At 67.8% G+C, this 25,761-nt stretch carries 34 protein-coding genes and 1 tRNA gene; 13 read left to right on the top strand and 22 right to left on the bottom strand.

The window, feature by feature from the left end; genetic code table 11:
* Nucleotides 1-8: 8 nt before the first annotated feature.
* From L0D17_RS01645 to L0D17_RS01630, 4 genes are read left to right on the top strand one after another with little or no spacing between them, the layout of a single operon-like run.
* Complete coding sequence (locus L0D17_RS01645; protein WP_234508471.1) at nucleotides 9-599, top strand: nicotinamidase; 591 nt, start codon at nucleotides 9-11, stop codon at nucleotides 597-599.
* The gene (locus L0D17_RS01640; protein WP_234508473.1) at nucleotides 592-1,143 is read left to right on the top strand and encodes a DNA-3-methyladenine glycosylase family protein; all 552 of its coding nucleotides are present in this window, start codon (nucleotides 592-594) and stop codon (nucleotides 1,141-1,143) included. Before L0D17_RS01645 ends, L0D17_RS01640 begins: the two co-directional genes overlap by 8 nt.
* A complete protein-coding gene (locus tag L0D17_RS01635) occupies nucleotides 1,125-1,721 on the top strand; it encodes a hypothetical protein (RefSeq protein ID WP_234508585.1) in 597 nt (198 codons plus the stop codon). The genes L0D17_RS01640 and L0D17_RS01635 overlap by 19 nt, the downstream gene beginning before the upstream one ends.
* Nucleotides 1,711-2,514 (top strand): histidinol-phosphatase HisJ family protein, encoded by an 804-nt coding sequence (locus L0D17_RS01630; RefSeq protein ID WP_243092607.1) that lies wholly within the window; start codon nucleotides 1,711-1,713, stop codon nucleotides 2,512-2,514. Before L0D17_RS01635 ends, L0D17_RS01630 begins: the two co-directional genes overlap by 11 nt.
* Here the strand turns inward: L0D17_RS01630 and L0D17_RS01625 are convergent.
* From L0D17_RS01625 to L0D17_RS01575, 11 genes are all read right to left on the bottom strand, one after another.
* On the bottom strand, nucleotides 2,490-2,756 hold the full coding sequence (locus L0D17_RS01625) for a hypothetical protein (RefSeq protein ID WP_071677182.1): 267 nt from the start codon (nucleotides 2,754-2,756) through the stop codon (nucleotides 2,490-2,492). The two genes, L0D17_RS01630 and L0D17_RS01625, sit on opposite strands and share 25 nt — an antisense overlap.
* A 26-nt stretch (nucleotides 2,757-2,782) precedes the next feature.
* A complete protein-coding gene (locus tag L0D17_RS01620) occupies nucleotides 2,783-3,385 on the bottom strand; it encodes a sulfite oxidase-like oxidoreductase (RefSeq protein ID WP_243092606.1) in 603 nt (200 codons plus the stop codon).
* 44 nt (nucleotides 3,386-3,429) lie between these two features.
* Nucleotides 3,430-3,777: a DUF190 domain-containing protein gene (locus L0D17_RS01615; protein WP_071677180.1), complete on the bottom strand. Its 348-nt coding sequence runs from the start codon at nucleotides 3,775-3,777 to the stop codon at nucleotides 3,430-3,432.
* A gap of 60 nt (nucleotides 3,778-3,837) precedes the next feature.
* A complete protein-coding gene (locus L0D17_RS01610; RefSeq protein ID WP_203226789.1) occupies nucleotides 3,838-4,446 on the bottom strand; it encodes a helical membrane plugin domain-containing protein in 609 nt (202 codons plus the stop codon).
* A gap of 8 nt (nucleotides 4,447-4,454) precedes the next feature.
* The gene (locus L0D17_RS01605) at nucleotides 4,455-5,591 is read right to left on the bottom strand and encodes an NAD(P)/FAD-dependent oxidoreductase (protein WP_071677179.1); all 1,137 of its coding nucleotides are present in this window, start codon (nucleotides 5,589-5,591) and stop codon (nucleotides 4,455-4,457) included.
* An 87-nt stretch (nucleotides 5,592-5,678) separates the two neighbouring features.
* Complete coding sequence (locus L0D17_RS01600; protein ID WP_071677178.1) at nucleotides 5,679-6,680, bottom strand: hypothetical protein; 1,002 nt, start codon at nucleotides 6,678-6,680, stop codon at nucleotides 5,679-5,681.
* Nucleotides 6,664-7,176 (bottom strand): c-type cytochrome, encoded by a 513-nt coding sequence (locus L0D17_RS01595; RefSeq protein WP_243092605.1) that lies wholly within the window; start codon nucleotides 7,174-7,176, stop codon nucleotides 6,664-6,666. Before L0D17_RS01595 ends, L0D17_RS01600 begins: the two co-directional genes overlap by 17 nt.
* Nucleotides 7,169-7,687, bottom strand: coding sequence for a DUF3341 domain-containing protein (locus L0D17_RS01590; protein ID WP_234508485.1), 519 nt, complete (start codon nucleotides 7,685-7,687; stop codon nucleotides 7,169-7,171). The genes L0D17_RS01595 and L0D17_RS01590 overlap by 8 nt, the downstream gene beginning before the upstream one ends.
* Nucleotides 7,688-7,696: 9 nt before the next feature.
* Nucleotides 7,697-9,046 (bottom strand): NrfD/PsrC family molybdoenzyme membrane anchor subunit, encoded by a 1,350-nt coding sequence (nrfD, locus tag L0D17_RS01585; protein WP_234508488.1) that lies wholly within the window; start codon nucleotides 9,044-9,046, stop codon nucleotides 7,697-7,699.
* Nucleotides 9,039-11,672: a 4Fe-4S dicluster domain-containing protein gene (locus L0D17_RS01580; RefSeq protein ID WP_243093652.1), complete on the bottom strand. Its 2,634-nt coding sequence runs from the start codon at nucleotides 11,670-11,672 to the stop codon at nucleotides 9,039-9,041. The genes nrfD and L0D17_RS01580 overlap by 8 nt, the downstream gene beginning before the upstream one ends.
* Before the next feature lie 7 nt (nucleotides 11,673-11,679).
* Entirely contained in the window at nucleotides 11,680-12,315 is a 636-nt protein-coding gene (locus tag L0D17_RS01575; RefSeq protein WP_039457742.1) for a cytochrome c3 family protein, read from the bottom strand.
* Nucleotides 12,316-12,542: 227 nt separating this feature from the next.
* On the opposite strand from L0D17_RS01575, the gene L0D17_RS01570 reads away from it, so the two are divergent.
* Both L0D17_RS01570 and tsaE read left to right on the top strand, forming a co-directional pair.
* Nucleotides 12,543-12,629 (top strand) — tRNA-Leu (locus L0D17_RS01570).
* 28 nt (nucleotides 12,630-12,657) lie between these two features.
* On the top strand, nucleotides 12,658-13,098 hold the full coding sequence (gene tsaE / locus L0D17_RS01565; protein ID WP_243093651.1) for a tRNA (adenosine(37)-N6)-threonylcarbamoyltransferase complex ATPase subunit type 1 TsaE: 441 nt from the start codon (nucleotides 12,658-12,660) through the stop codon (nucleotides 13,096-13,098).
* Here tsaE and L0D17_RS01560 read toward each other — a convergent pair.
* Genes L0D17_RS01560 through L0D17_RS01550 form a run of 3 tightly spaced genes read right to left on the bottom strand, consistent with a single transcriptional unit; the run spans nucleotide 13,060 to nucleotide 14,818 of the window.
* On the bottom strand, nucleotides 13,060-13,545 hold the full coding sequence (locus L0D17_RS01560; RefSeq protein WP_039457756.1) for a TlpA family protein disulfide reductase: 486 nt from the start codon (nucleotides 13,543-13,545) through the stop codon (nucleotides 13,060-13,062). The two genes, tsaE and L0D17_RS01560, sit on opposite strands and share 39 nt — an antisense overlap.
* A 43-nt stretch (nucleotides 13,546-13,588) precedes the next feature.
* Nucleotides 13,589-14,089, bottom strand: coding sequence for a metal-binding protein (locus L0D17_RS01555; protein WP_039457758.1), 501 nt, complete (start codon nucleotides 14,087-14,089; stop codon nucleotides 13,589-13,591).
* 15 nt (nucleotides 14,090-14,104) lie between these two features.
* On the bottom strand, nucleotides 14,105-14,818 hold the full coding sequence (locus L0D17_RS01550; protein ID WP_039457761.1) for a type 1 glutamine amidotransferase family protein: 714 nt from the start codon (nucleotides 14,816-14,818) through the stop codon (nucleotides 14,105-14,107).
* An 82-nt stretch (nucleotides 14,819-14,900) separates the two neighbouring features.
* Between L0D17_RS01550 and L0D17_RS01545 the strand changes: the two genes are divergently transcribed.
* Together L0D17_RS01545 and L0D17_RS01540 are read left to right on the top strand one after the other, a co-directional pair.
* Nucleotides 14,901-15,461, top strand: a complete 561-nt coding sequence (locus tag L0D17_RS01545) for a TetR/AcrR family transcriptional regulator (protein ID WP_039457764.1) — start codon at nucleotides 14,901-14,903, stop codon at nucleotides 15,459-15,461.
* Nucleotides 15,458-15,952: a CarD family transcriptional regulator gene (locus L0D17_RS01540; RefSeq protein WP_234508502.1), complete on the top strand. Its 495-nt coding sequence runs from the start codon at nucleotides 15,458-15,460 to the stop codon at nucleotides 15,950-15,952. The genes L0D17_RS01545 and L0D17_RS01540 overlap by 4 nt, the downstream gene beginning before the upstream one ends.
* On the opposite strand, the gene L0D17_RS01535 is transcribed toward L0D17_RS01540, so the two are convergent.
* From L0D17_RS01535 to ispD, 3 genes are read right to left on the bottom strand one after another with little or no spacing between them, the layout of a single operon-like run.
* Nucleotides 15,949-16,518, bottom strand: a complete 570-nt coding sequence (locus L0D17_RS01535) for a TenA family protein (RefSeq protein WP_039457768.1) — start codon at nucleotides 16,516-16,518, stop codon at nucleotides 15,949-15,951. The genes L0D17_RS01540 and L0D17_RS01535 overlap by 4 nt on opposite strands.
* Nucleotides 16,505-17,323 (bottom strand): 4-(cytidine 5'-diphospho)-2-C-methyl-D-erythritol kinase, encoded by an 819-nt coding sequence (gene ispE, locus L0D17_RS01530; protein ID WP_039457771.1) that lies wholly within the window; start codon nucleotides 17,321-17,323, stop codon nucleotides 16,505-16,507. Before ispE ends, L0D17_RS01535 begins: the two co-directional genes overlap by 14 nt.
* The gene (ispD, locus tag L0D17_RS01525; RefSeq protein ID WP_039457774.1) at nucleotides 17,311-17,952 is read right to left on the bottom strand and encodes a 2-C-methyl-D-erythritol 4-phosphate cytidylyltransferase; all 642 of its coding nucleotides are present in this window, start codon (nucleotides 17,950-17,952) and stop codon (nucleotides 17,311-17,313) included. Before ispD ends, ispE begins: the two co-directional genes overlap by 13 nt.
* 23 nt (nucleotides 17,953-17,975) lie before the next feature.
* On the opposite strand from ispD, the gene L0D17_RS01520 reads away from it, so the two are divergent.
* On the top strand, nucleotides 17,976-18,752 hold the full coding sequence (locus L0D17_RS01520) for an undecaprenyl-diphosphate phosphatase (RefSeq protein WP_479729394.1): 777 nt from the start codon (nucleotides 17,976-17,978) through the stop codon (nucleotides 18,750-18,752).
* Here the strand turns inward: L0D17_RS01520 and L0D17_RS01515 are convergent.
* Entirely contained in the window at nucleotides 18,744-19,805 is a 1,062-nt protein-coding gene (locus tag L0D17_RS01515; RefSeq protein WP_243093649.1) for an aminotransferase class V-fold PLP-dependent enzyme, read from the bottom strand. The two genes, L0D17_RS01520 and L0D17_RS01515, sit on opposite strands and share 9 nt — an antisense overlap.
* Before the next feature lie 147 nt (nucleotides 19,806-19,952).
* Here L0D17_RS01515 and L0D17_RS01510 point away from each other — a divergent pair, with 147 nt between their 5' ends.
* From L0D17_RS01510 to L0D17_RS01500, 3 genes are all read left to right on the top strand, one after another.
* Nucleotides 19,953-21,002: a DnaJ C-terminal domain-containing protein gene (locus tag L0D17_RS01510; protein WP_243093648.1), complete on the top strand. Its 1,050-nt coding sequence runs from the start codon at nucleotides 19,953-19,955 to the stop codon at nucleotides 21,000-21,002.
* 117 nt (nucleotides 21,003-21,119) lie between these two features.
* The gene (locus L0D17_RS01505; RefSeq protein WP_014516375.1) at nucleotides 21,120-21,341 is read left to right on the top strand and encodes a cold-shock protein; all 222 of its coding nucleotides are present in this window, start codon (nucleotides 21,120-21,122) and stop codon (nucleotides 21,339-21,341) included.
* Nucleotides 21,342-21,414: 73 nt separating this feature from the next.
* On the top strand, nucleotides 21,415-21,900 hold the full coding sequence (locus tag L0D17_RS01500) for a GNAT family N-acetyltransferase (protein ID WP_243093647.1): 486 nt from the start codon (nucleotides 21,415-21,417) through the stop codon (nucleotides 21,898-21,900).
* Between the two features lie 7 nt (nucleotides 21,901-21,907).
* Here the strand turns inward: L0D17_RS01500 and L0D17_RS01495 are convergent, their stop codons facing one another.
* From L0D17_RS01495 to L0D17_RS01485, 3 genes are read right to left on the bottom strand one after another with little or no spacing between them, the layout of a single operon-like run.
* A complete protein-coding gene (locus L0D17_RS01495) occupies nucleotides 21,908-22,147 on the bottom strand; it encodes a ferredoxin (protein ID WP_003043460.1) in 240 nt (79 codons plus the stop codon).
* A 59-nt stretch (nucleotides 22,148-22,206) separates the two neighbouring features.
* Nucleotides 22,207-22,746: a hypothetical protein gene (locus L0D17_RS01490; RefSeq protein WP_243093646.1), complete on the bottom strand. Its 540-nt coding sequence runs from the start codon at nucleotides 22,744-22,746 to the stop codon at nucleotides 22,207-22,209.
* Nucleotides 22,747-22,750: 4 nt separating this feature from the next.
* Nucleotides 22,751-23,443 carry an NTP transferase domain-containing protein gene (locus tag L0D17_RS01485; protein ID WP_039457801.1) on the bottom strand — a complete coding sequence of 231 codons (693 nt, stop codon included), beginning with the start codon at nucleotides 23,441-23,443 and terminating at the stop codon, nucleotides 22,751-22,753.
* A 24-nt stretch (nucleotides 23,444-23,467) separates the two neighbouring features.
* Between L0D17_RS01485 and L0D17_RS01480 the strand changes: the two genes are divergently transcribed.
* Nucleotides 23,468-24,109 (top strand): DUF1648 domain-containing protein, encoded by a 642-nt coding sequence (locus tag L0D17_RS01480; protein WP_243093645.1) that lies wholly within the window; start codon nucleotides 23,468-23,470, stop codon nucleotides 24,107-24,109.
* Nucleotides 24,110-24,127: 18 nt separating this feature from the next.
* Here L0D17_RS01480 and L0D17_RS01475 read toward each other — a convergent pair whose 3' ends face one another.
* On the bottom strand, nucleotides 24,128-25,741 hold the full coding sequence (locus tag L0D17_RS01475; protein WP_243093644.1) for a PEGA domain-containing protein: 1,614 nt from the start codon (nucleotides 25,739-25,741) through the stop codon (nucleotides 24,128-24,130).
* Between the last annotated feature and the right edge of the window lie 20 nt (nucleotides 25,742-25,761).

Below are 25,761 nucleotides of genomic sequence, written 5' to 3'. Positions count from 1 at the left end.
ATGGGGGTATGGTGGAGGTTCCCGAGATCCCCAAAGTGGAAAGCCTAGATCTGCCCGCCAAGGAAACGGCCCTCATCGTGGTGGACATGCAGAACGATTTCGCCCACCCCCAAGGGGCCCTCTTCGTGCCCGACGCCCCGAAGAGCGTTCCCGCCATCCGGCTCCTTCTGGAGAGGGCCCGGGCGGCGGGGGCCAGGGTGGTCTACACCCAGGACTGGCACCGGGAGGACGACCCCGAGTTCCAGATCTGGCCCCGGCACGCCGTGGCCGGCACCTGGGGGGCGGAGATCCTGGAAGAGCTCCGCCCCGAGCCCGGGGACCTCATCGTCCAGAAGGTGCGCTACGATGCCTTCTACGGCACCCCCTTGGACCACTACCTGCACCTATGGGGGGTAAAGCACGTGGTGGTCACGGGCACCGTGGCCAACATCTGCGTTCTCCACACCGCCGGCTCCGCCGCCTTGCGCTGGTACCAGGTGGTCCTGCCCGAGGACGCCACCAGCGCCCTCACCCCCTTTGACCTCCAGGCGGCCCTCCGCCAAGTCACCTTCCTCTACCAGGGCAAGGTGACCCGGGCCGAAGGGGTACGGTTTGTTTGAGCACCCCCTCCTTCTGGCCTTCTTGGAGCGTTACGGGCCCGCCCCCTTCCACCCTCACCCTGTGCCCCAGCGGGACCCCTTCCGGGTCTTGGCGGAAAGCATCGTGGCCCAGCAACTTTCCACCCAGGCGGCGAAAACCATCGCCAAAAGGCTTTGGGAACAGGTGGAACCGAGGCCCGAGGCGGTGCTTCAGGTCCCCCTCGAGGCCCTACGCCAGGCGGGGCTTTCCCTGGCCAAGGCGATGGCGCTAAAGGACCTGGCGGCGAAGGCCCAAGAAGGCCTCCTGGAGGGCCTCGAGGCCCTGGAGGACGGGGCAGTGAAGGCGCGGCTTCAGGAGGTGCGGGGCGTGGGCCCTTGGACGGCGGAGATGTTCCTCATGTTCGGCCTAGGGCGCCCCGATGTCTGGCCCGTGGGGGACCTGGGCCTAAGGCGGGCGGCCAAGGCCCTCTTCGGGGTGGAGGGCGAGGCCCTAGCCGCCTTTGGCGCGCCCTTCCGCCCCTACCGGAGCCACCTGGCGTGGTACCTATGGCGGAGCCTGGACTAATCCCCCTGGAAAAGGCCGTAGGGGAAGGGGAAGTGGCCCTATTGCGGCGGGCCCAGGCCCTGGGCTTCCCCGTGGTCCCCACCTGGGTCGCGGGACTAGAGGAGGAGTTTTTCCGCCTAAATAACCTTCCGGAGCGCATAGAAAGGCTTTTTCAAGGGGTTTTCGGCGTGCGCATTGACGAGGAAAGGCTTGTCTGGGCCGCCGAAGAGGCCATGCGGGCGGTGAGGGAAAGCTACCTCCTGCCCGAGCGGGCCGAGGCGTTCCTGGCGGCGCTAAGGGGCCGAGGGCCTTTTCTCCTCCGCCGGGAAGGGAAAGGGGAGGCCCATCCCGCCCCCACCCCCCAGGAGGCCCTCTTCGCCCTGAAGCGGCTCTGGGCGGGCGCTTTCCGGGTGGAAAGCATCCTAGAACGCTACCCCGCCCTCCTTCCCCCCTTCACCCCTGTCTTGGTGCAGGAGGCGGGGCCTCCGGAGGAGGACCCCTTTTTGTCCTTGGACCTGGCCCAGGCCCTAGGCCAAGAGGTGGTGGCCTACGCCTGGCAGGGGCGCCTCGTCCGGATAGAATGGCCCCATGGTGGATAGCCACGTCCACACCCCCCTCTGCGGCCATGCGGAAGGGGCCCCGGGGGAGTACCTCTTCCAGGCCAGGAAGGTGGGGCTAAGGGGCCTCGTCTTCACCGACCATAGCCCCATGCCCGCCTGGTACGACCCCCAAAGCCGCATGCGCCTTTCCGAGCTTCCCTTCTACCTCCTGGCCCTGGAACGGGTGCGGGAGCTTCACCCGGACCTCTATGTGGGGATCGGCCTCGAGGCCGACTTCCACCCGGGCACGGAGGCGTTCGTGCAAACCCTCCTCAAGAGCTACCCCTTTGACTACGTCATCGGGAGCGTCCACTACCTGGGCGCCTGGCCCCTGGACCACCCGGACCACCAGGAGGAGTACGCCTGGCGCGAGCTCAAGGAGGTCTTCCGCTCCTATTTCCACGAGGTGGAACGGGCGGCGCAAAGCGGCCTCTTCCACGCCATCGGCCACCTGGACCTGCCCAAGAAGTTCGGCCACCGCTTGCCCGAGGAGGCCCTTTTGGAACTGGCCGAGCCCGCCCTAAAGGCCGTGGCCGAGGCGGGGCTCTTCCTGGATGTGAACACCGCTGGGCTTCGCAACCCGGCCCGGGAGGTTTACCCTGCCCTTGTCCTTCTAAAGCGGGCCCGGGAGCTTGGCATTGGCGTGGTCCTGGGCTCGGACGCCCACCGGCCGGACCAGGTGGGCTTCGCCTTCCAGGAGGCGGCGGCGCTCCTCCTACGGGCAGGTTACCGGGAAGCCTTCTACTTCCAGGAGGGAAGGCCCCGGGCCTATCCCTTGTCTAGGGCCTCGTAGACTTTTTCTTCCTTGCCCCTAAGGTCCAGCTCCTCCCGCCTTCCCCCCGCCGCCTCGTAGGCCCGCACCGCCGCCAGCAGGCGGGAAAAGGCCTCGGCGCAGGGGTCGGGCGCGGGGGCTTCGTACTCCATGTACGTGACCCGCTCGTACTCCTCCCCGTACTCCATGGCCTCCCGTTCCACACAGGCCTCGTAGGCCCGCAAGGCCTCCTCTACCCTGACCTGGGCTTCCCTCAGGGCCATCCTCCCACCTCCTTAGCCCTATTATATCAAGTTTTCTTACTGCGAAACCTAAGGCTTGCGGCGGGGATGGGGCCCTCCTGGAAGCGCTCCTCCCGCCAGGGATCCCCCCGCCAGTGGTAGCCCATCCGCTCCCAGAAGCCCAGCTCCAGGTGGTCTAGGAGCGTTATGCCCCGCACCCACTTGGCGCTCTTCCAGGCGTAGAGATGGGGGACCAAAAGGCGCACGGGGCCGCCCCGCTCCGGGGGAAGGGGCTTGCCGAAGAGGGTGTGGGCCAGGAGCACATCCTCCCGCAGGAGGTCCTCCAGGAGGAGGTTGGTGGTGTAACCCCCGTAGGAATGGACCAAGGCGGCCACCGCCTCGGGCTTGGGGCGGGCCTTTTCCAAAAGGTCCCGGACCCGCACCCCCTTCCAGGCCACGTCCAGCCGGCTCCAACGGGTGACGCAGTGGAAGTCCCGCACCACCTCCACCTGGGGCAGGGCCAGGAGGTCCTGGTAGGTGAGGGTAAAGGGGGCTTCCACCAGGCCCGTGATGCCAAAGCGCCACTCCTCCGGCGTAACCCTAGGCTCTTCCCCGTAGGTGAGGATGGGGAAGCGCTCGGTGACGATCTGGCCCGGAGGGATCCGCTCCATACCCCTAGGCTAGCGGGGAAAGCCCAAGGAAAAAGGAAGGGCGCTTACCGGCTTTGGTAGCGGAGGACCCGCACCTTCTCCAAGGTGATGAGCCCCTCCCTCACCATCCCCTCCAGGACCGGCAAAAAGGCCTGGACCTTTTCCTCCGTATCCACGATCTCCACCACCACGGGCAGGTCCTCGGAAAGCTGGAGGACCTTGGCGGTGTGGATGCGGGAATGGGCGCCATAGCCCATGAAGCCCTTGAGCACCGTGGCCCCCGCCAGGCCCCGCCGCTTCGCCTCCAGGACAATGGCCTCGTAAAGGGGGCGGCCCCCAAACCGGTCCGACTCCCCGAGGAAGATGCGGAGGAGCAGCGCCTCGCCCGAAAGGCCCCCAGGGTTCTCGGCCATGGGAAAAGGCTACCACAAAAGGGGCCGGGAAGCTTCCCGGCCCCCACCCCCATGGCAGGGCTACTTCTTCATCATCTTGGCCATGAGGCCCTCGAGGGCCTTCATGTCCTCGTTCATGTGGCCAAAGGCCTTGCCCAGGGCCTTGAGGAGGAGGAAGAGCACCCCGAGCGCCTTTTGCACCTCGGGGTCGGCCAGTTGCTTGAGGATGCCCGCCAGGCCCACCCGGGGAGGCTCCCGCAGGGTCTCGGGGGTGAAGGTCTCCGCAAGCCCCCGCTCCAGGGCGCTCGCCATCATGCCGATGGCGGCGGGCTCAATGCGGGAGAGGATGTCCAAAACGTTGGCCCCGTGGGAGATGAGCCGGAGGAGCTGGGGCTCCATAAGCATCCCCAGGCCCTCGCCGAAGTTCTCCGAGAGGTGGCCGAGGAAGGCTAAAGCCCCGGACTTCTCCAGCTTCTCCAGGGTTTCCGCCAACTTCCCCAGGGCCTCCGCCTGGTCCAGGAAGCGGGCGAGGAGGGAAACGAGCTCCAGGTTCTTGGGATCTAGAAGGAGGCCCAGGTTCTCGGCAAGGGTCTCCCCCGTGCCTATTTGCGCCAACAGGCCAAGCCCGCTTTTCTCCAAAACCTCCTCAATTCGGGCCAGGCGTTCCTCCACCGTCAGGGTCTTCTCCATGGCCCCTCCTACTCGATTAGGGTGGCGAACCAGAAGCCCTCAAAGAGCATCTTGGTCACCCGCACCCACTTGCCCACGGCCATCACGCCGCAGGAGGGCATGCCCGTGCCCGCCAGCAGCCTTTCAAAGGAGCACTGGGGCAGGAGGGCGTTGTCCCCGAAGTCCATGATGCACATGGCCACGGGGTTGAAGGGTTCGCCGATATAGGCCCCCTTGAGGTCGGAGGCGATGACCCCGGCCACGTACTCCCCCTGGAAGTGGGCCACCACCCCGGCGGGGGGCAGCATCAGGGAGGGGTTCACCGTGTCGCCGATGACGAAGACGTTGGGGAACTTGGGGGAGCGGAAGGTGGACTTGTGCACCTCGGGGAAGCCGTTGGGTCCGGCCAGGGGGGATTCCCGCACCACCCGGTTGGGGGCGAAGGGCGGGGTGAGGATGAGGAGGTCGTAGGCGAGCTCGCGCCCATCCTTGGCCTTCACCTTGCCCCCCTCAAAGGCCACCGGCTCAAACTCCCCGTGGAAGGCGATGCCCTTGGCGCGGAGGATCTCCATGACCTTGCCGGAGATCACCGGCCCCATACCCGCCAAGGGCGCCGGGTTTAGGTGGAAGACCTCCACCGTGCTCTTCTCCCGCACCCCCTTCACCTTGAGGGCGAACTCCACCTGGCCCGCCACCTCGTACGGGGCAGGGGGGCAAGGGTAGTAGGGGGAGGAAACCCCCACCACCACCCGGCCGCCCCGGAAGTCCTTCAGGGCCTGGCGGAGCCTAAGGGCCCCCTCGAGGCTCCAGGGGGCATACCCGTCCTGGGCGGGGGAAGGCATGGCCTCCGCCCCCAAGGAGACGATGAGGTAATCGTAGGTAAGTTCCCCGGCGCTCGTCCTCACCTTGTTGTGGGCCGGGTCCAGGGCCTCCACCGTGGCCTGGAGGTACTGGATGCCCCGCTTTTCCAGGTTGGCGAGGGGCCTACGCACCTGCTCGGGCTCCCGCATGCCGAAGGCCACCCAGGGGTAGGCGGGCATGAACTCGTGGTAGGCGTTCCGGTCCACCAGGGTGACCTCCACCTCCTTCCCGAGGAGCTTTTTCACCTTGTTGGCCGCCACCAGGCCGCCCGAACCGCCTCCCAGGACCAGAACCTTCGTCGCCATCTTCTACCTCCTTGGGTACCTATACCGTGTACCCCTAAGTCCAGTTTCCCCCTGGACCCCTCGTGAAGGTAGGTGCAAATGCCCCGCCTAGCCCTGGCGTAGCCTGGTGGCGAAGAGGAGGCCGAGGCCCAGGAACCCCAGGACCTCCCCCACCCCCACCCCCCGGCCCAAGGCGGGGAGGAGGTACCAGGCCAGGTGGAGGAGGCGGAAGAAGGGGATCCAAAGGGCCACGGGAAGGAGGAAGCGGGCCTCCCGCTTGGGCGGGTTGGTGAGGAGGTAGAGGAAGGGGAGGAAAAACCCCCCCACCACCCACAAGGCCGCCACCTCGTCCCAGGGGCCCTCCAGGCGCTTCAGGTAGAACTCCACCTCGTGGGGGAGGTCACCGCCCCAGACGATGATGAGGGTGGTGGCCTCCACGTAAATCCAGATGATGGAAAAGGCCAGGAGGAGGTTGGTGTGGTTTTGGGCCTGGCCCAGAAGGGCCGCCGTCCCCCGCCGGACCGCCAGGGCCACGGCCAGGGAAAGGGCCAGGAGGACAGCGGAAAGGAGCAGGATGGCCCCGTAGGAGGCGGAGTAGAAGTGGGCCTCGAGGCTCTTGAAGAGGTCGTAGGTGAGGAAGGTGGCGGCGGCGAAGGTGAGGGCAAGCCCATAAGCCCCCACCTCCGCCCGGCGCTCCCCGGGGCGGAGCCGGGCCAGGATAAGGGCGAAGAGGGCGAAAAAGAGGACGTAGCGGAGGAGCAGGAAAGGGGCATTCAGGTAGGCCGAGCGGTGGCGCAGGATGGGGTCGGCAAGGGCCTCGGGCCGCGCCCAGGGGAAAAGCTCGGGCAGGAAGAGGAAAAAGGGTAGGCCCAAAAGCCCCATAAGGGGAAGGAGCCGGGCCAAGGGGTAGAGGTAGGGCTCCAGGGGAACCCCCCAGCGGCTCGTGAGGGCGTTGTGGAGGAGGAGGACGAGGAGCGCCCCCAAGGAGAGGAGGAGGAAGAAGGCGAAGGGGAAGTAGGCGGCGGGGGCACCGAAGAGGAAGGCCAGGGCGTAAAGCCCTAGGCCCAAGGCCCAAGGCCAAGCGCGGGGCGCCTCAATGGACCTCTGCATCCATTACCTCCTTGGGACAGGCCGCATCCAGGAGGCAGCGCTTGATGTAGTGGGCGATGAGCCAGCGCTCCCTCTCGGGGATGCGGCTTTTGTAGGAAAGCATCCTGCCAAAGCCGTTGGTGGCGGCGAAGTAGAAGTAGCCTTCGGGCATTCCCCGCACGGCGGGGTCGTGGAAGGAGCGGGGCCTCGGAACCCCCAAGGGGATGACCCGGCCATCCCCTTCCCCCCTCATTCCGTGGCAGATGGCGCAGAAGCTTTGGTAAAGCGCCTTGCCCCGCACCAGGTCTTTCTCGGCGAAGGTGTAGGGGTTTTCCGCAAAGCCCCCTTCCGGCTTCACCCCAAGGCGCACCTCGGGGTTCAGGTTCTCCCCGAAGCGCACCCGCTCCTCGGGCACCTCCACCTGGAGGGGGGCAGGGCGGAAGGCTTTGGCCTTGGGCTGGTCCCACATCCAGCCGCAGGCGGAAAGGAGGGGGAGGAGGAGAAGGAGCCTAATCACGCCGCACCTCCTCCACCTCCGCCCCCAGGGCCTGGAGGAGGGCCCGGGTGGCCTCCGGGTCAAAGCGGGGGTCCGTGGCGTAGAGGAAGACCCCGTAGCGGTCTAGAAGCACCTCCACGTACCGGGGAGCCCGCACCGCCGGGTGGGCGGCCAGGGGCAGGCCGTTGATGTAGAGGAGGTACAGGAAGATGCCCACGGTGATGGTGAGGATGGTGAGCTCAAAGGTCACGGGGATGAAGGCGGGCCAGCCCAAAAGGGGCTTGCCCCCGGCGTTGTGGGGGTAGTCCAGGGTGGTGTAGACCTGGAGGAAAAGCCCAAGCCCCGCCCCCAGGACCCCCAGGAAGAAGGCCACCCAAGGAATGCGCCCATCCCCCCCCAGAACCTCCTCAATCCCCTCCACGGGGTTCGGGGTGAGGGCCTCGAGGCGGCGGTAACCCTCCTTCTTGAGCGCCCTTAGGGCCGACAGCAAGGCCTCTGGGGTATCAAAGTAGGCCATGTAGCCGTAGAGCATCCTGCCCTCCTAGTGCCCGCGCAGCTTGTGGAAGAGGTGGACCATCTCCGCCACGGCGATGGGGGGGAAAATCCGGATGAAAAGGGCCAGGCCAAAGAGGAAGAAGCCGATGGTCCCCAGGAAAAGCGTCCAGTCCACCCAAGTGGGGTAGTAGAGGTGGAAGTTGCCCGGCAAGAAGTCGTGGGAGAGGCTGATCACCACGATGACGAAGCGCTCCAGCCACATGCCCACGTTGGCCAGGATGGAAAAGAGGAAAAGCCAGGTGAGGTTTTTGCGGAAGCGGGGGAACCATAGGGTCTGGAGGAGGACCACGTTGATGAGCATCATGGCCCAGTAGTAGGGGGCGTAGGGCCCCGTCATGCGCCAAAGCTGCTGGGCCCACTCCGCCGGCTCCCCGCTATACCAGGCGATGAAGATTTCCAAAAGGTAGATGTAGGCCACCCCGAGCCCCGAGGCCAGGGTCACCTTGGCCATCCAGTCCAGGTGCCTGTCGGTGATGACCCCCTCCAGCCGGTACCACCGGCGCAAGGGGATGATGAGGGTGAGGGCCATGGCGAAGCCCGAGTAGATGGCCCCGGCGGCGAAGAAGGGGGGGAAGACGGTGAGGTGCCAGCCCGGCACCAGACCGTAGGCGAAGTCCATGCTCACCACGGAGTGCACGGAGATGACCACGGGGGTGGCGAGGCCCGCCAGGAGGACGTACACCGCCCGGTAGCGTTGCCAGTGGACGGCGTTCCCCGTCCAGCCTAAGGAAAGCCAGCCGTAGAGCTTCCTCCGCCAGCCCGTGCTCCTCTCCCGCAAAAGGGCCAGGTCGGGGATGAGCCCCAGGTAGAGGAAGAGGGTGGAGATGGTGAGGTAGGTCATGATGGCCAGCACGTCCCAGGAGAGGGGGCTCTTGTACTGGGGCCAGAGGGCCATGTGGGTGGGGTAGGGCATGACCCAGTAGAAGTGTTGTGGCCGGCCCATGTGGATGAGGGGGTAGGTGGCGGCGCAGAGCACGGCGAAGAGGGTCATGGCCTCGGTAACCCGGTTGAGGGAGTCCCGCCAGTTCTGCCGCATGAGAACCAGGATGGCGCTGATGAGGGTCCCAGCGTGGCCGATGCCGATCCACCAGACGAAGTGGACGATATCGTACCCCCAGGCCACGGGCTGGTTGATGCCCCAGGTGCCCAGGCCCTGGACGAAGGTCACGAAGATGGCGTAAAGCCAGGCCAGGGTGAGGGCGAAACCCACGGCCAAAACCACCTTCCAGGGCCTTGGCGGGGGCTTCTCCACGGGCTCCAAGAGCTTTTCCACCAAGCTCCTCTCCGTCCATTCCCCTTGGATGAGGTCGCGGTCCGGGTGGGGTTCCTTAGCCATGGGCCTCCTCCTTCCTTAGGCGCGGGTTCGGGTTTTTGAGGTGGGCCAGGTAGGTGGTGCGGGGCCAGGTGTTGGCCTCCTCCAAAAGGGTGTAGTGCCGCCCCTCCTTGCGGTGGGCCTGGATGGGGTCCTCGGGGTCCAGGAGGTCGCCGAAGTGGATGGCCTTCCCCGGGCAGACCTCCTGGCAGGCGGTCCTTACCTCCCCGGTGCGGATCTTGCGCCCCTCTTTGGCGGCCTCGGCCCGGGCGAGCTCTATCCGCTGGACGCAGTAGGTGCACTTCTCCATGACCCCCCGGCTCCGCACCGTCACCTCGGGGTTCATGAGGAGGGCGAGGGGGCTTTCCTTGGCCCGCCGGGGGTCCCCTTGGCCCACGAAACGCTCGGCGTAGGGGAAGAAGTTGAAGCGGCGGGCCTTATAGGGGCAGTTGGCGGAGCAGTACTTGGTGCCCACGCAGCGGTTGTAGACCATGAGGTTTAGCCCCTCATCGGAGTGCTCCGTGGCCGCCACCGGGCAGACCGCCTCGCAAGGGGCCTTCTCGCAGTGCTGGCACATCACGGGCTGGTGGAGGGCCCCCTCGGGGGTGAAGTAGCGGTCCAGGCGGATCCAGTGCATCTCCCGCCCCTTCTGCACCTCCTCCTTCCCCACCACGGGGACGTTGTTCTCCACCTGGCAGGCCAGCACGCAAAGCCCGCACCCGAGGCAGCGGCTCAGGTCCACGGTCATGGCCCAGGCGTGCTCCCCCTGGGGCCAAGGGGGGTAGAAGGAAAGGCGCTTTTCCTCCTTGGGCTCCTTTAGGGCCTCCTCCTCGGTCATAACGTGGACCGCCTCCACCTCCCCCAAATAGCCGTGGTACTGGGTGGAGACCAAGGGGTATTCCCGCCCCGTGGGGGCGACCTCCGCCGGGAAGACCACCCCCTCGGGGTGGAAGAAGTGGGAGAGGGGGGCCACGAGGCTTCCTTCCGGCAAAAGGGGCAAAGGCCAAAGGGGCAGGAGGGCCTCCCGCGCCCCCGCCCGCACCCGGAGGAGGGGCCTCCTGGGGTCGGCCCTGCGCTCCCGGGCCCGGACCCCCTCCAGAAGCCCCCAAGCCTCCGCCTGCCCCTCCCCCGCCAGCAGGGCCCCGTCCCAGACCAGGCGGGTGAGGGGCCGGGGGAGCTCCTGGAGGTAGGGGTTTTCCCGGTAGCGGCCGTCAAAAAGGCTCGCATCCGGGCGTAGGGTGAGCTCCAGGGGGGCCTCCTCCCGCAAGGGGGGAAGCCGGTCCATAAGGCCTGGCCTTAGGGCCACCGCCAAGGCCTCCGCCTCCGCCAAGGGGCGGCCCTCCGCCAGGGCCCGCTTTTCCTCGGGGGAGAGGGCGGGGAGCTCCTCGCCCAGGAGGCCCGCCAGAACCTCTTCCAGAGACTTTCCTCCCCAGAGGGGCTTCACCAGGGCCTGGGCAGGCCAAAGCCGCCCCAGGGCGTCCCGGTGCTGGCCCGAGGCCTCCAGGGGGTGGGCCAGGGGGAGGCTATAGGGAGCCTCTTTGGGGTAGAGGGAAAGCGCCGCGGCGAAGGCCTTGCCCATGAGGCTCGGCAAGGGCCCCTCCGCCGCCCACACCAGGCGGCTCGCCCGCTCCGCCTCCAGGAAGGCTTGGGGCGTGGCCGGCTCCGCCTCGGGCGGGGCCACGTAGGCCACCGGGGCCTCGAGGCGGGCGTTCACCGCCATGGCCAAAGCCTGGGCCCCGGGGGAGAGGTGGACCCCGGGAAGCACCACCCCACCCCGCCCGAGGTCCTCCACCAAGGCGGGGAGGAAGCCCCCATAGTCCGAGGCCGGGCTTCCCGGCACCACCCCCAGGGCCCGGGCCAGGTCCAGGAGGAAGGCCTCCACCCCGCTCGGCTTCAGGGCGAGGCGATGATCGGCCAAGGCTCCGAGGAGGCCCGCCCCGCTCTCCACGGCGTAGATGCGGTTCATGGGGGGAAGGCGCCTTTGGGCCAGGGCGCCTCCCCAGAGGTAGCCCGCTGGGTGCTCGTGGAGGTCCACGTCCAGAAGGAGCACCCTCTCGGCGCGCTCCGGCTGGTAGACGGGCCAGGCCCTGCGCCCGAAGGCGAGCTCCGCCCCCAAGTAGACGTTTTCCAGGCTCCAGGCCTCAAACCGGGCCACCCTGAGGTTGGGGTAGCGGGCCAGGGCCCTTCGCAGGAGGCCCTCGAGGCGGGGCGAGGTGGTGCGGGGGAGGACGAGGAGGGTTTCCCCTTCCCCCAGCGCCCTGCGCCAGGCGGCGAAAAAGCCCTCCCAGTCGGGCGCCTTGCCCTTGCGGACCGGGTCGTAAAGCGCGTAGAGGGAGGCCAAGGGATAGGGGCTCATGGCCCCTTCATGGGGGGCGAGAAAGAGGGGCCGCTCCTGGTAGTGGCGCACCCGCACCGCCTCGGCGAAGCCCGCATGGGGGAAGGCGGTGACGAACTCCGCCCGCCCTCCCTCCACCACCCACTCGGGCTGGCGCACATAGGGCACCCCCTTGCGCCGCACCACCGGGGTGCAGGCGGCAAGGCTTAGGAGGCCCAAGGCCAAAAACCCCCGCCGGCTCACGGGGCCAAAGGGAAACTCCTCGCGGTAAAGCTCCTTTTCCAAGGACTCGGGAAAGCCGCGCGTCTTCTTCATACGCCTCCTAGCGGTGGCAGGTGTTGCAGCTTGTCAGGGCCTCGGGGGAACGGATCCCGTACACCTCCTTGAGCTTCTTGCCGAGCTCGGGGTCGGGGGTGTAGGCCATGTTGAAGACCTGCTCCTTGGGCCTCAGATGGGCCTCAGGGTTGCGGTGGCAGGAGAGGCAGAACTTCATGGTGAAGGCCTGGGGCTGGTAGACCACGGCCATCTGGTCCACCCGCCCGTGGCACTCGGCGCACCCCACCCCCTTGGCCACGTGGGCGGCGTGGTTGAAGTAGACGAAGTCGGGGAGGTTGATGACCCGGTTCCACTCTATGGGCTTCCCCGTTTCCCAGCTTTCCCGCACCAGGGCCAGGTTGGGGCTATCGGGCTTCACGTAGGTGTGGCAGGTCATGCAGGTTTCCGTCGGGGGGAGGCCAGCGTAAGGGGCGTGCTCCACCGCAGCGTGGCAGTAGCGGCAGGAAAGCCCAAGCCCCCCGGCGTGAAAGGCGTGGCTGAAGGGAATGGGTTGCTCCACGGGGAAGGTGCGCTGCTCAAAAGCCCCCACCGCCACCCCCGAGAAAATCACCCCCAAGAGGGCGAAAATCCCCAAAACCGAGCCCCAAAAGAGGGTACGTACCCAACGGTTGCGTCTCCGCATGCCACCTCCGGCCTTGGGGCCTTAGGCTACGGGCGCGCCGCCTGGGGTTCCATCAGGGGCCACCGGCGCTTCCATAAGGGGAGCCGGCTGCGCCCACGCCCACCCCTTCGCAAGGGCGTTTCAGGGGTAATCTACCCAAGGGATATAGGGACAAATGTCCCAAAAGCGCCAACCTTGACAAGGCAAGGGGTTCTGCTAAACTGAGCCTTGCGCGTGAGGCGCGCCCTGCCGGGATGGTGGAACTGGTAGACACGCCATCTTGAGGGGGTGGTGCCCGCAAGGGCGTGCGGGTTCAAGTCCCGCTCCCGGCACCAAAGAGGCCCTTCGGGGCCTTTTCTTCGTATGGGAACCCTTCTCCTCGCCCGCGAGCTCCGAAGCCTGGAAGACACCCAGGCCCTGGCCCTAGAGGCCCTTCCCCTCCTCCCCGAGGGGGCCCTGGTGGTCCTCGAGGGCCCCTTGGGGGCGGGCAAGACCACCTTCGTCCGCTTCCTGGCGGAGGCCATGGGCTTTCGGGGCCGGGTGACGAGCCCCACCTACACCTTGATCCACACCTACCCCACGCCCCAAGGCCTCCTGGTCCACGCCGACCTCTACCGCCTGAAGGACCCCACCGCCCTCCTCCCCCAGCTGGAGGCGGCCCGGGAAGGGGCGAGGCTCGTCTTGGTGGAGTGGGGGGACTCGAGGGCCTTAGAGGCGGACTTCCTCCTCCGCCTCACACCAGAGGAAGAGGCGCGGCGGGCGGAGCTATGGCACCTCCACCCCGGCGAGGAGGAGGGCGTCTAGCAAGGCCTCCCGCCCGGCCCGCCCGGCGAAGAGGGCCACCACCTTCCCCTCCCCGTCCAGCACGAAGGTCCAGGGCTGGCCCAAAACCTTGAAGCGGTTGGCCACCTCGTGGGGTTTGTCCCGGTCCGAGGCCAGGAGGGGGATGAAGCGGGGGTAGGCCTTCATGTAGGCCAGGACCACCTCCTTGGTGTCTTTGGGCTCGCGGCTGATGACGTAAAAGGGCACCCCGGTTTCCTCCGCCACCTTGTGGAGGCCCGGGAACTCCGCCCGGCACACCGGGCACCAGCTGGCCCAAAACACCAAGACCGCGGGCTTTTTCATGGTGGCGGGGGTAACCAGGTTGCCCTTGGGGTCCAAAAGGGCGAAATCGGGGACGCGCTCCCCCGGTTGCACGGCCCAGGCCAAACCAAGGAGCGCCCCCAAAACCAGAAGAACCCGTTTGCCCATATCCCCATTCTCTACCCTGCCCCGGCTCGGTATGTGCACCGCCTTACCTTGGCCGTCGCAGCCGCTTGAGGTCGTGGTCGGGCCAGATGCCGTCCGCCACCAGGTGAAGCCACTGGGAAAGGTAGTAACCCAAAAGCCCCCACCAAAGGGCCTCCTTGGGCCAGGAAGGGGGTCTAAGGTCCAGGGGTGCCCCCAGATGGGCCAAAAGGGCCTGGGCCAGGGAGGCCAAGGCCCACGCCACCCCACCCAGGTAGGCGAGCCGGGTCAAGGGTCCCAGGACCCAGGTGTGGGAAAGCCCCCGGTGGCGGAAAAGCCACCCGTAAGGGCGCCAAAGGAAGCCCAAGACCCCCCAGCGCCGCCCGGAGCGCACCCCCTTTTCCGCCAGATCCAGGTCGGGGGAGAGCAGGTAGGTGCCGGCCAAATAGGCCAAGGCGAAGGCCAGGGCCCGAGGCTCCTCGGGGGAGCCCCCTTGGGCCAGGTAGGCGAAGGCCCCGGTCCCCAAAAAGGTCAGGTTGATGGCCTCGTGCACGCGCCCCGAGGGCATGGGGCCATGGTAAGGCTAAAGGGCGGGCAAGGGGAAGCGCTCCCCCGCCGAAAGCACGTCCACCTTAAGCCCCTTCACCCCCCTGGCGGTGAACTCCGCCCCCCCGGCGTCCACCAGGGTCACTCCGCCCGCCCAGACCTCCCCTAGGCCCTTGAGGAGGCGCAAGGCGGTGTTTTCCAAAAGCCCCAGGCCCACCAGGTCGGGGTTATCCGCCACCAGGCGGGAAAGGGCCAAAAACCGCCCCCGCTCCTCCACCCGCGGCAAAAGGGCGAGGCCCCGGAGAAGGGCTAAGCCCAAGGCCGCCCGCACCTCTCCCTCCAGGGAGTAGAAGGCGGCCTCCCCCAGTATCCCCGCCGCCTCCCCCAAGGCCACCACGCCCCCGCCTTGGCGGTACACCTCCAGGAGGGCCTGAAGGAGGAGGCTTCCCCGGATGAGGTCCAAAAACTCCGGGAGACCCTCGGCGGCCAACAGCACCAAGGGGCTTTCCGCCACCTTATGCGCCACCTCGGGGTCAAAGGCCTCCTCCCTTCGCCTCAGGTAGACCACCTTCCCCCGCCTAAGCCCCAGGTGGCGGTAGGCCAGGCGCCAGGCCTCCGCCAGGTCCCGCAAAGGGTAAGGCACGAGGAAGAGCGCCTCCCCCCGGGCCTCCGCCAAAAGCCTCTCCTCCACAGGGCGCAAGGCCCCCCGCAAGGGGTCCGCGGTGAGCAAGGCGAAAAAGCCCTGACGCATACCCTGCCTCCTTGCCCTTTAGGGTAGCGCCTTCCTCATGAAAGGAAAAGGGCGGTGTGGTAGACTCAAGGACGTGGCCGCGATGGTATCCCCCCCGGGGGCGATTTCCAAGGACAAGAAGCGGGCCATCCTCGAGGCCACCTTGGAAATCCTCCGGGAGATGGGGCTTTCCGGGCTGAAGATGGAGGAGGTGGCCCGGAGAGCGGAGGTGGGCAAGGGCACCATCTACCTCTACTTCCGCGACAAGAAGGACCTCCTGCGCTCCTTGGTGGAGGAAAGGACCTGGGCCTTCTACCGGGAGGTGGAGGAGGTGGTGCGCCTGCGGGCGCCCTTTTTTGTGCGCCTGGAGGCCCTCTTGCGCAAGCGCCTGGCCTGGATAGAGGAGTGGCGGGGCCTTTGGGCCGCCGTGGCCCGGGAGGCCATGGAGGACCCCACCCCTTGGCTGAAGGGCCTGCACCAGCACTACCTGGATCTCCTGGAGGAGCTGGTGCGAAGCGGCCAGGCGGAAGGGGCCGTGCGGCCCGAACTTTCCCCTAAGGCCACCGCCGCCGTCCTTGCGGCCTTAGGGTGTACCCCCCAGCTAGAGGTGGAGGCCTACATGGAGCACCTCCTTTTGGTGCTCCGGAAAGGAGTCGCGCCGTGAAAGAGTTTCGTCCCGGCGACAAGGTGGTCCTACCCCCTTATGGGGTCGGTGTGGTGGCGGGCATAGCCCAAAGGAGCGTTAGCGGCGTAAGCCGGGCCTACTACCAGGTGGATTTCCCCGGCTCCCGCTCCAAGGCCTACGTACCCGTGGAAGCCCCCCATAGCGTGGGGATGCGCAAGGCCTTAAGCCCGGACGAGGTTCCCGTCATCCTGGACCTCCTGAAAAACGGGCGCATGCCCCTGCCCAAGCAGTGGGCGGCGAGGCACCGGAAGACGAGCGAGATCCTGGCGGACGGGAACCCCTACCGCATCGCCCAGATGGCGGGGCAGCTTCGGGCCTGGGAGCTGGAGCGGGGCCTCGCCGACCTGGACCGCCAGGCCCTGAGGCGGGCCATCTACCTCCTGGCCGAAGAGGTTTCCCAGACCCTGGAGATTTCCGTCCAGGAGGCTAAGCGCCTCTTTGAGGAGGCCTGGGGCGAGGAGCTCAACTAGAGGAGGAGGCTCCAGGTCTTCTTTTCCATCTCCAGGATGCGCCCCAAGTAGTGGTGGAGAAGGCCCGGGTCCAGGCCGGCAAGCTGGCCCTGGGCCATGACTTCCAGGTCGTAGAGCACCGCCTGGAACTCCGGGGCCGACCAGTGCTCGGCGAGCTCCTGCCAGGGGCCTTCCCCTTCCACGTGGGCGTTCCAGGCCTCGAGGAAAAGGCGGTTTAGGAAGTAGAAGAGGACGAGGCGGTAGGGGTAAGGGAGCCCGGCCATCTCCTGCAAGAGGGCCACGTACTCCCGGCGCACCGGGTGAACGGGCTCCTTGGGGTCCGCCCCCTGGGAAAGGAGCCAGTCCAGCTCCTCCACGGTGGCCATGAGGGCCTGAACCAAAGGGGGGCGGTGGGGTTGCGGGGCTTCCAGGAGAAGCCCCACCTGGTAGTGGTAAAGGGCCTCCACGAAAGGGTAGTCCTGCTTGAGCCAAAAGAGAAACCGCTCCTCGTCCCAGCGGATGGGAAGGGTCTTCAGGGCCCCTAGAGCCCCGGGGAGGGCGGCGAGCACCTCCTCAAGTGGAGACATGGCCACCTCCTAAAACCCCAAAACGGGCGAACCCCTGGTGCCGCAAGACGGCCACCGCCTCCTTGGCCTGGCCTTCGCTTTCCGCCAGGCCGAAGAAGGCGCTCCCCGACCCCGACATGAGCACCCCCTTGAGCCCCAAGGCCTTCAGGCGGGCCTTCACCTCCTTAAGCTCCGGATAGAGGCGGAAAGCGGGGCCCTCGAGGCTGTTCCAATAGGGGGGCTCCTCCCCCTTCGCCAAAGCCGCCAGGATCTCCTCCACGGGAAGCTCCGGGGCGAAGTCGTGGGGCTTCACCTCCCCGTAGACCCGGGGGGTGGGAAGGCGCAAGCCGGGGGCGAAGACCACCACGGGCAGGGGAGGAAGGGCCACGGGGCGAAGCTTCTCCCCAATCCCCCGCGCCTCCGCTCCCCCGCCCCGGAGGAAAAAGGGCACGTCCGCTCCCAAAGAAAGGGCCAGGGCAAAGAGGTCCACCTCCGCTGGGTAGAGCTCCTTCAGGCCCAAAAGCACCTGGGCGGCGTCCGAGCTTCCCCCACCCAGGCCCGCCCCCTCGGGCAAGGCCTTTTCCAGCACGATCCGCACTCCTCCCGGAAAGCCCGCCACCTCCAGGTACAAAGCCGCCGCCCGGTAGGCGAGGTTCCGCTTGCCGTAGCGGCCCCTGAACTCAATCCCCTCGGGGATGGGCTCCAGATAGAGGCGGTCCCCAAAGGTGAGGGCGGCGAAGAGGGTGTGGAGCTCGTGGTACCCATCGGGCCGCCTCCCCAAAAGGGAAAGGCCCAGGTTGACCTTGGCCACCGCTAGCCGTTCCATGCCCGCGCCAGGGCCTCCGCCAGGAGGAGGTCCTCCGGATAGGTGATCTTAAAGGCCGTGCGTTCCCCTTCCACCAAGGCCACGGGGTAGCCCAAAGCCCGCACCAGCTGGGCGTCGTCCGTGGCGGAAAGCCCCCGCTTCCGGGCGTGGGCGTGGGCCTCCCGCAGAAGGGCGGTGAAGAACCCCTGGGGGGTCTGCACCAGGCGGAGGGCCTCCCGGGGCACCACCTCCCCGTAGCCCTCCCCTTCCGGCCGCACCAGGGTGTCGGGCACGGGCAAAACCGGCACCGCGGCCCCCGTGGCCTGGGTGGCCTTTAGGACCCTTTCCACTAAGCCCCGGCTCACGAAGGGCCGGGCCACGTCGTGCACCAGGACCAAGGGAAGGCTTGCCGCCTCCAAAAGCCGGGCCACGGAGGCCTGGCGGGTGGCTCCACCCGGCAGAAACGTGGCCCTGAGGCCTTTGGGCGCCTCCACCCCCGGGGGCAGAGCCACCAGGACCTCCGCCGCCTGGGCGAAGGGGCCCAAGGCCCACTCCAGGAGGGTCTTTCCCCCCACCTCCAAGAAGGCCTTGGGCCCCAGGCCGAGCCGCTCGCCCCTCCCGGCGGCGGGGATGAGGACGGACACCTCCACGCCCCCATGGTAGCATGGGCCGCATGAGCGCTTGGGAAGCCCTTCTCTTGGGGGTGGTGGAGGGGCTCACGGAGTTCCTGCCCGTCTCCTCCACCGGCCACCTGACGCTACTTTTCCATCTCCTGGGCCTGCCGGTGGAAAGCGACGCCTTTTTGAAGACCTTCCTCATCGCCATCCAGCTCGGGGCCATCCTGGCCATCCTCCTCCTTTACGGGAGGCGCTTCCTGGTGGACCGGGCCCTTTGGTGGCGCGTTGGGGTGGCCTTCCTGCCCACGGCGGCCATGGGCTTCCTCCTCTATCCCTTCATCAAGGGGGTGGTCCTGGGGCGGGACGACGTGGTGGTCTTTTTCCTCTTCTTCGTGGGCCTCGTCCTCCTCTTCGCCGACCGCCTGGCGGAAAGGGCCCGCTTCCAGGACGCCACCGAGCTCCCCTTGGGGCGGGTGGCCCTCATCGGCGTCTTCCAGGGCCTCGCCGCCCTTTTCCCAGGCACGAGCCGAAGCGGGGCCACCATCCTGGGGGGGCTCTTGTTGGGGCTTTCCCGCAAAGGGGCAGCGGAGTTCAGCTTCCTCCTGGCCCTTCCCACCATGCTGGCGGCGGTGGGCTACGACCTCTTCAAAAGCGCCCAGGCGGTGCCCGAGGGGGGGTATGGCCTTCTCCTCCTGGGCTTCCTTTCGGCCCTCCTCACCGCCCTCCTCACCGTGCGCTGGGCCCTCGGCTTCGTGGAGCGCTATGGTTTCCGCCCCTTCGCCCTCTACCGCATGGCCCTGGCCCTGGTCTACGCCTACTTCTTCCTACGCTAGGGCCAAGACCCGGTCCAAGGCCTCCAGGAAAGCCTGGTAAAGCTCCTTCCGGGCCCCTTCCCCCATGAGGCCGAGCCGCAGGACCTCTCCCCGGGTGGGGCCGATCCCCCCCGCCACCGCTACCCCTTGGGCGTACAGCGCCTTGACCAGGCGGTCCGCCTCCACCCCCTCGGGGGGGCGGACCACCAAGACCGTGGGCAAGGGGCTTTCCTTGGGATAGGGGCTAAAGCCCCGGGCCTTTAGCTCCTCCAGAAGCCAGGCGTAGACCTCCCGCGCCCTCTTTTCCCTCGCCTCCACGCCCTCCTCCAGGGCCAGGTCCAGGGCCTCGAGGAGGGCGTAGTGGAGAAGGACAGGAGTGGTGTGGTGGTACCCCCCCCGCTCCCAGTGCTCCGCCACCCGGGTGAGGTCCAGGTACCATCCCCGCTTGGCGGAAAAGGCCTTCCTGGCCTCCGCCGAAACCGCCACCGGGGCTAGCCCAGGGGGTGCCGAAAGGCACTTCTGGCTTCCCGTGAAGGCGTAGTCGGCCCCCAGGGCCCGCATGGAAAAGGGAAGCATCCCCAAGGTGGTCACGGCGTCCACAAAGAAAAGGGCCCCGGCCTCCTTGGCCAGGGCCCCGATAGCCTCCGCCGGGTTCAGGACCCCGGTGGAGGTCTCCCCGTGCACCAGGGCCACCATGCGGAAGCGGCGCCGCTTTAGGGCCTGGGCCACCCGCTCGGGGTCCACCGCCTCCCCCGGGGGGAACTCCAAGACCACAGGGTCCAGGCCGTGCAGGGCCGCCATCTCCGCCACCCGGGCGGAAAAGGCCCCGTTCACCAGGACGAGCACCGGGCCTTGGTCCAGGTTGGCCAGGCCCGCCTCCATGCCCAGGCTCCCCGAGCCGGCCAAAGCGGCCACCAGCGCCCCTTCCCCGGGGTCAAAGAGCCTCAAGAGCCGATCTTGGATGGCCCGGTTCACCGCCAAGACCTCGGGGTCCAGGTGCCCCCGCATGGGGCGCAAGAGGGCCTTTTGCACGCGTTCGGGAATGGGGGTGGGTCCGGGGGTCAGGAGCAACATGGGCTTCCTCCTAGATAAAGCGAGGCCCCCGCGGCCAAACCGGGGGGGCCCTTCCCGAAGGAAGGGGCCCCCTACCGGATAGCTCGCAGGAGCCTCATTGCCTGGCACTTTAGCAGAAGGGCGCCCTCCCTGTAAAGTGCTAAGTGGATGAAGGACTACTACGCCATCCTGGGGGTGGGCCGCGAGGCCACCCAGGAGGAAATTAAACGGGCCTACCGCAAGCTCGCCCTGCAGTACCACCCCGACCGCAACCCCGGGGACAAGGCGGCGGAGGAGCGCTTTAAGGAGATCAACGAGGCCTACGCCGTCCTCTCGGACCCCGAGAAGCGGGCCCAGTACGACCGAGGCCTTTTGGGACAAACGGAGTTCTCGGCGGAGGACCTCTTTGACCTCTTCGCCCAGGTCTTCGGCTTCCGCTCCCCCCGAGCCGCCCCCAGGGGGGAGGACCTGGAGGCGGAAGTGGAGGTGGAGCTCCAAGACCTCCTCCTGGGCAAGGAGGCGGAGGTGGTCTACGCCCGGCTCGTGCCCTGCGAGGCCTGCGGGGGCCAGGGGGGGAGGCGGGTGGCCTGCCCCACCTGTGGGGGGCGGGGCGTGGTGGAAAGCGTCCGCCAGGGCCTCTTCGGCGGGTTCGTAACCCGCTCCACCTGCCCCCACTGCAAGGGCCAAGGCCACCTCCTGGCGGAGGCCTGCCCCACCTGCCGGGGACGGGGGCGCATCCCCCGGGAGGAAAGGCTCACCGTGCGCATCCCGCCGGGCATAGACGAGGGGCACCTTCTCCGGGTTCCCGGCTACGGCAACCTGGGCCCCGGGGGGCCGGGGGACCTCTACGTGCGCCTGCGGGTGCGCCCCCATCCCCACCTGGAGCGCCAAGGGGTGGACCTGGTCTACCGCCTGCGCCTGGGCCTGGCCCAGGCGGCCTTGGGCGCCCGGGTGGAGGTGCCGGGGCTTTCCGGCCCCATCCCCCTGGAAATCCCCCCGGGCACGGGGCACGGGGAGGTGTTTGAGCTACCGGGTGAAGGCCTCCCCCACCCCGGGGGCCGGGGACGGGGGGCGCTAAGGGTGGTGGTGGAACTCGCCGTCCCCAAAAGGCTTTCCCCCAAGGCGCAAAAGCTCCTTAGGGCCTACGCCGAGGAGGTGGGGGAGGAGGTGGCCCCCGAGGGGTTTTGGGAACGGCTTAAGGGGTTCTTCCGCAAGTAGCCCGGTCTGTGGTAAAGTGAGGTATTCCGGGTCGCTTCAGGGTGGCCCCTTGGGTCTAAAGCAACCCCTAAGGCCCCGGATACGGGCCCGGCAAGGGCCCGGAAGCGAAGGAGCGGTATGCAGAAGGGTCGGGTCAAGTGGTTCAACGCGGAGAAGGGCTACGGCTTCATTGAGCGCGAGGGGGACACGGATGTGTTCGTCCACTTCAGCGCCATCAACGCCAAGGGGTTCCGCACCCTGAACGAGGGCGACATCGTCACCTTTGACGTGGAGCCGGGCAAGAACGGCAAGGGCCCCCAGGCGGTGAACGTCACCGTGGTGGAGCCGGCCCGCAGGTAAAAAGGGCAAAGGGCCGCCCCGGGTTGCCCGGGGCGGTTTTCTTTCACACGCCCCTTAGGCGGAGCGGGGTAGCATGGGGGGGATGCGGACCCTAAGCCTCGCCTTCCGCCCGGCGGCCCCGGAGGACGCCCCTCTTCTCCACCGCGTCTATCAGCAAAGCCCCGGGTACTTCGCCTTGATCGGGATGGAGATGCCCACCCTCGAGGACGTGGCCCGCGACCTCGCCACCTTGGAAAAAGACCCCCGCCGCCGCGCCTTCCTGCTCTTCCAGGAGGCGGAGGCCGTGGGTTATGTGGACTACAAGCTCCACTACCCCGAGGCGGAGGACGCCACCTTGAGCCTCCTCCTCATCCGGGAAGACCGCCAGGGCCTTGGCCTGGGGCGGCGGGCCCTGGCCCACCTGGTGGACCACCTGGCCGGGGTGGCGCGGCTTTACGCCGTGGTCTACGGCAACAACCCCCGCGCCATCGCCTTCTTCCGGGCCCAGGGCTTCCGCCACGTGAAGGATGGGGGGCCGGCCCTGAGCTGGTACGTGCGCGAGCTCGGGGCCGGCCCCTGAAAGGGGTTTACTCTAGCCCCGCCAGCTTCCGGTTCTTCTCAATGTAGGACTTCCACTGCTCGGGAACGTCCTCCTCGGGGAAGATGGCGTTCACGGGGCAGGCGGGCACACAGGCCCCGCAGTCAATGCACTCCTCGGGGTGGATGTAGAACTGGTCGCCCCCGTCGTAGATGCACTCCACGGGGCACACCTCCACGCAGGACTGGTCCTTGACTCCGATGCAGGGCTCACAGATCACGTGCGGCATCCTTCACCTCCTGAGCAACCGCTCCCCCCTATTTTAGGGCAGGAGCCCCTTTGTCAAGCTCAAAAACCCAGGTGGCGGAAAAAGGCCTCCCGTGGGATGGCCCCCAGGACCTCCTCGCCCCGCACCACCAAAACCAAAGGGCTTTGGAAAAACAAGGGGGCGAGTTCGCTCACGGCCACCTCCGCCTCCACGCTCGGCACCTCCTCCAAGGGCAGGATGCGGTCGGAAAGGCCCAAGAGGCCCACGGGCCGCCCCTCCTGGAGCAAGAGGGCCGCCCCCCGGCCTTCATAGGCCTCGAGGCCCTCCACCCGGGGCAGGGGCCGGGCCAGGCGGCGGGCCGGGGTGGGGCCGAAAAGCCCGGCGGTGAGCAAGGTGGTGCAGGGCACCCGCACCGCCTTCTTGGCCAGGTAAAGGGCGAAGGTAAAGGCGAGGACAAACCCCAGGCCCTCTAAAAGCCCCGGCAGGTTAAAGCTTCCCCAACCAAGCCGGCCCCCCTCCCCCAAGAGGACGTGGAGGAGGTAGGAGAAAAGTAGGCCCAGCACCAAGGCCGCCAGGTAGGCGAAAAGCCCCGCCAGGCGTAGCTCCTTCACCGTGCGCATGGGTTTAGCTTACCAGCTCCTCCTCCCGGTCCACGTCCACCCCCACCTCGGGGTAGGGGGTGAGGAGGGCCCGGGCCTCCACCCCCAGGATGCGGCGGGCCCGGGCCTCCACCTCGGCCAGGGAAAGCCGCCCCAAGAGAAGCTTGAGGAGGATGTCCAGCCCCACCAGGCGGGCCAGGGCCAGGGGCCTTTTGCGCAGGGCCACCACCTGTTTGGCCAGGGGCAGGGCCTGGAAGAAGAGGGCCTTGTCCAGGAGGAGGAGGTTTCCCCCGGTGAAGGTCCCTTCCTTGAGCCGGGCGTAGGTGCGCTTGGTGTTGGGAAAGCGGGCCTCCACCGCCTCCTTGGGCACGATGGGGTAGACCAAGGCCGCCTCCGGGGCCCTTTCCAGGACGAACCGCACCGCCTCCGGGGTCAGGTGGGGGATGTCGGCGGTGGCCACCAGGACCCGGCCTTCCACGTGGGCCAAGGCCGCTTCCAGGTTATCCAGAAGGGTTCCCCGGTCGGGAAGCGTCAAACGGGGCGAAGGGGTCAGCCCGGGGTTTTCCCCCACGTAGAGGGCGGAAAGCCCCGCCTGGGCCAGGGCCTCGAGGACCCACTCCGCCAAGGGCCTCCCCCGGTAGGGCACCAAAGCCTTGCTCCGCACCCCGTACTTCCTGGCCCAAGCCTCCTCCCCGCCCCCCAGGACGATGGCCTCCATGCCCCCATGGTATAGGCTTGGGGCGTGGAGCGCCTCCTCGCCCCCTTGGGGCTTCTCCTCACCTGGAGCCTCACCCTTTACGCCTACCTCCACCTGCCGGAAAGGATCCCCGCCCACTGGAACCTCCAGGGGGAGGTGGACCGCTACGGAAGCCGTCTGGAGATCTTCCTCTTGCCCCTGGTCCTCACCTTCCTCCTTTACCCCCTTTTGGCCTGGGCGCCCCGGTGGAACCCCAAGATGCGGGGAAAGGCGCCCCCCATCTGGCCCTGGCTCACGGCGGGGGTGGTTTGGTCCTCCTTCCTCCTGCAAGGGGCCATCCTCTACGCCACCTGGCAAAGGGCGCGGGGAAACCCTTTTCCCGTCGAGCAGGCCATCCTCTTGGCGGCGGGCCTCCTCTTTTTGACCCTCGGCCTCCTCCTGCCCAAGCTCCCCCCCAACTACCTGGCCGGGGTGCGCACCCCTTGGACCCTGGAAAGCCCCCTGGTGTGGCGGAAGACCCACCGGCGGGCGGGCCTCGTCTTCGCCCTCTTGGGGCTTCTTGCCTGGGCCGCCGCCTTCTTGGGGGGCCTTGGGGTTTGGCTGTGGCTTTTGGGGCTCCTCTTGGGAAGCGGGTACCTGGTGGTCTTCTCCTACCTGGCCTGGCGCAGGGAAAACCCCGGCCCTTAGGGCCGGGGTCCCCTTGGCCTAAAGGGGCCTAAGCTCCAGGCGGAGGACCTGGTTGCCCCCTACCCGGAGGGGCTGCACTAAGGTGCGGTAGCCCTTGGCCACCAAGGTGAGCTCGTGCTCGCCGAAGGGCACCTCCAGGCGCAGGTAGCCACCCCGGGCCACCCCCACCTCTTCCCCGTCCAGGAAGACCCGGGCCTCCACGTTGAGGTAAAGCTCCAAGACCGCCCGCAGGGGCACGAGCTCCACGGAAAGCCTCAGGCTTTCCCCAGGGCGCACCTCCACCTGGGCCCGGTACTCCGCGTACCCAGGGGCCACCACCCGCACCTCGTGCAGGCCGGCCTCGAGGCTAAGGCGCACGGAGCCCCGCCCCGCCAGGCGGCCATCCACGTAGACCTCGGCCCCTTGGGGCCTCACCTCCAGCCAAAGCTCCCCGGTGCGGATGGGAACGAGGCTCGCGGCAAGCCGCGTCTCCCGGCCCCGCTCCACCCGCAGGCTTGCGGTGTAGGGCTCGTAGCCGGGAAGCCTGAGCTCCACCCGGTAGGTCCCCTCCTCCAGGGCAAGCCGCAAGGGGGTGCGCCCCTTAAGCTGCCCGTTCAGGTACACCTCGGCCCCCGCGGGGCTGGACTCCAGGAACAGGGTGCCGGTGCGAATGGGGTTCAGGCGCACCTCCAGCCGCGTGGTCTCCCCCCGGCGCACCTCCACCCGGGCGCGGTAAGGCTCATAGCCGGAAAGCCTGAGCTCCACCTCGTACCGCCCCTCGGGCAAGGCGAGGCTCAAGGGGGTGCGGCCCCGCAGGCTTCCCCCCACGTAGACCTCCGCTCCCGAGGGGGTGGAGGAGACCGCCAAGGTGCCCTGCCGGGGCTCGGGCACGAGCTGGGCGAAGATTTGCACCCTCTCCCCGGGCCTGGGGTTCACCGCCACCCGGTAGGGCTGAAAGCCGGGTAGCCGCACCTCCACCTCCTGCCGCCCCGGGTTCACGGAAAGGGAAAGGGGCGTGCGCCCTTGGAAGCGCCCATCCAGGTAGACCTCGGCCCCTTGGGGCCTCGAGTCCACCGCCAGGGTGGCCGTGGCCGGGGTGGTGGGGGGCGCGCTCACCCGGCCCACGTAATAGCGGGCCACGTCCGTGACCCAGTCCCGGGCGGGGATGGGCTCAATGACGATGGAAAGGGCCCGCGCCAAGCCCTCCGCCCCCTGGACCTTAACCCGGTTCCCCTCCACGTCCAAAATCTCCTGCAGGGAAAGGGGCCTGCGGCTCGCCACCGCCAGGATGCGGTCCTCCCCCTCGGGGCCCGTCACGGTGTAGCGGTAGCGGGCCCCTTCCGAAGGGAAGCGCCGGGTCTCCCCCGCCCTCAGGAAGTTGTCCCGCTCGTAAGCGTTGGGCAGGATGGGGTCAATCCTGCCGTCGGCGTTGATGTTGAAGAGGTAAACGTAAGCGTCTTGGTTGACGTTCACGTAGATGTAGATGGGCTCGCCCACCTGATAAACGGCATTCCCGCGCTTGGCTGGGTCCTTGTCCACCCAGACCTTCACCGCCAGATCCGTGGGCACCGGGTTGATGAGGATGCCCTGGGGGCTAAGCTGCTGGGCCAAGGCTGCCCCCAAACCCAGGACCGCCAAAAGGAGCTTCCGCATATCCCTCACCTCCGCCCTCA

Source organism: Thermus thalpophilus (assembly GCF_022760915.1).
GTDB classification, from domain to species: domain Bacteria; phylum Deinococcota; class Deinococci; order Deinococcales; family Thermaceae; genus Thermus; species Thermus thalpophilus.
The sequence above is the reverse complement of the archived record's forward strand: the minus strand, read 5'-3'. Positions and strand labels throughout refer to the sequence as shown.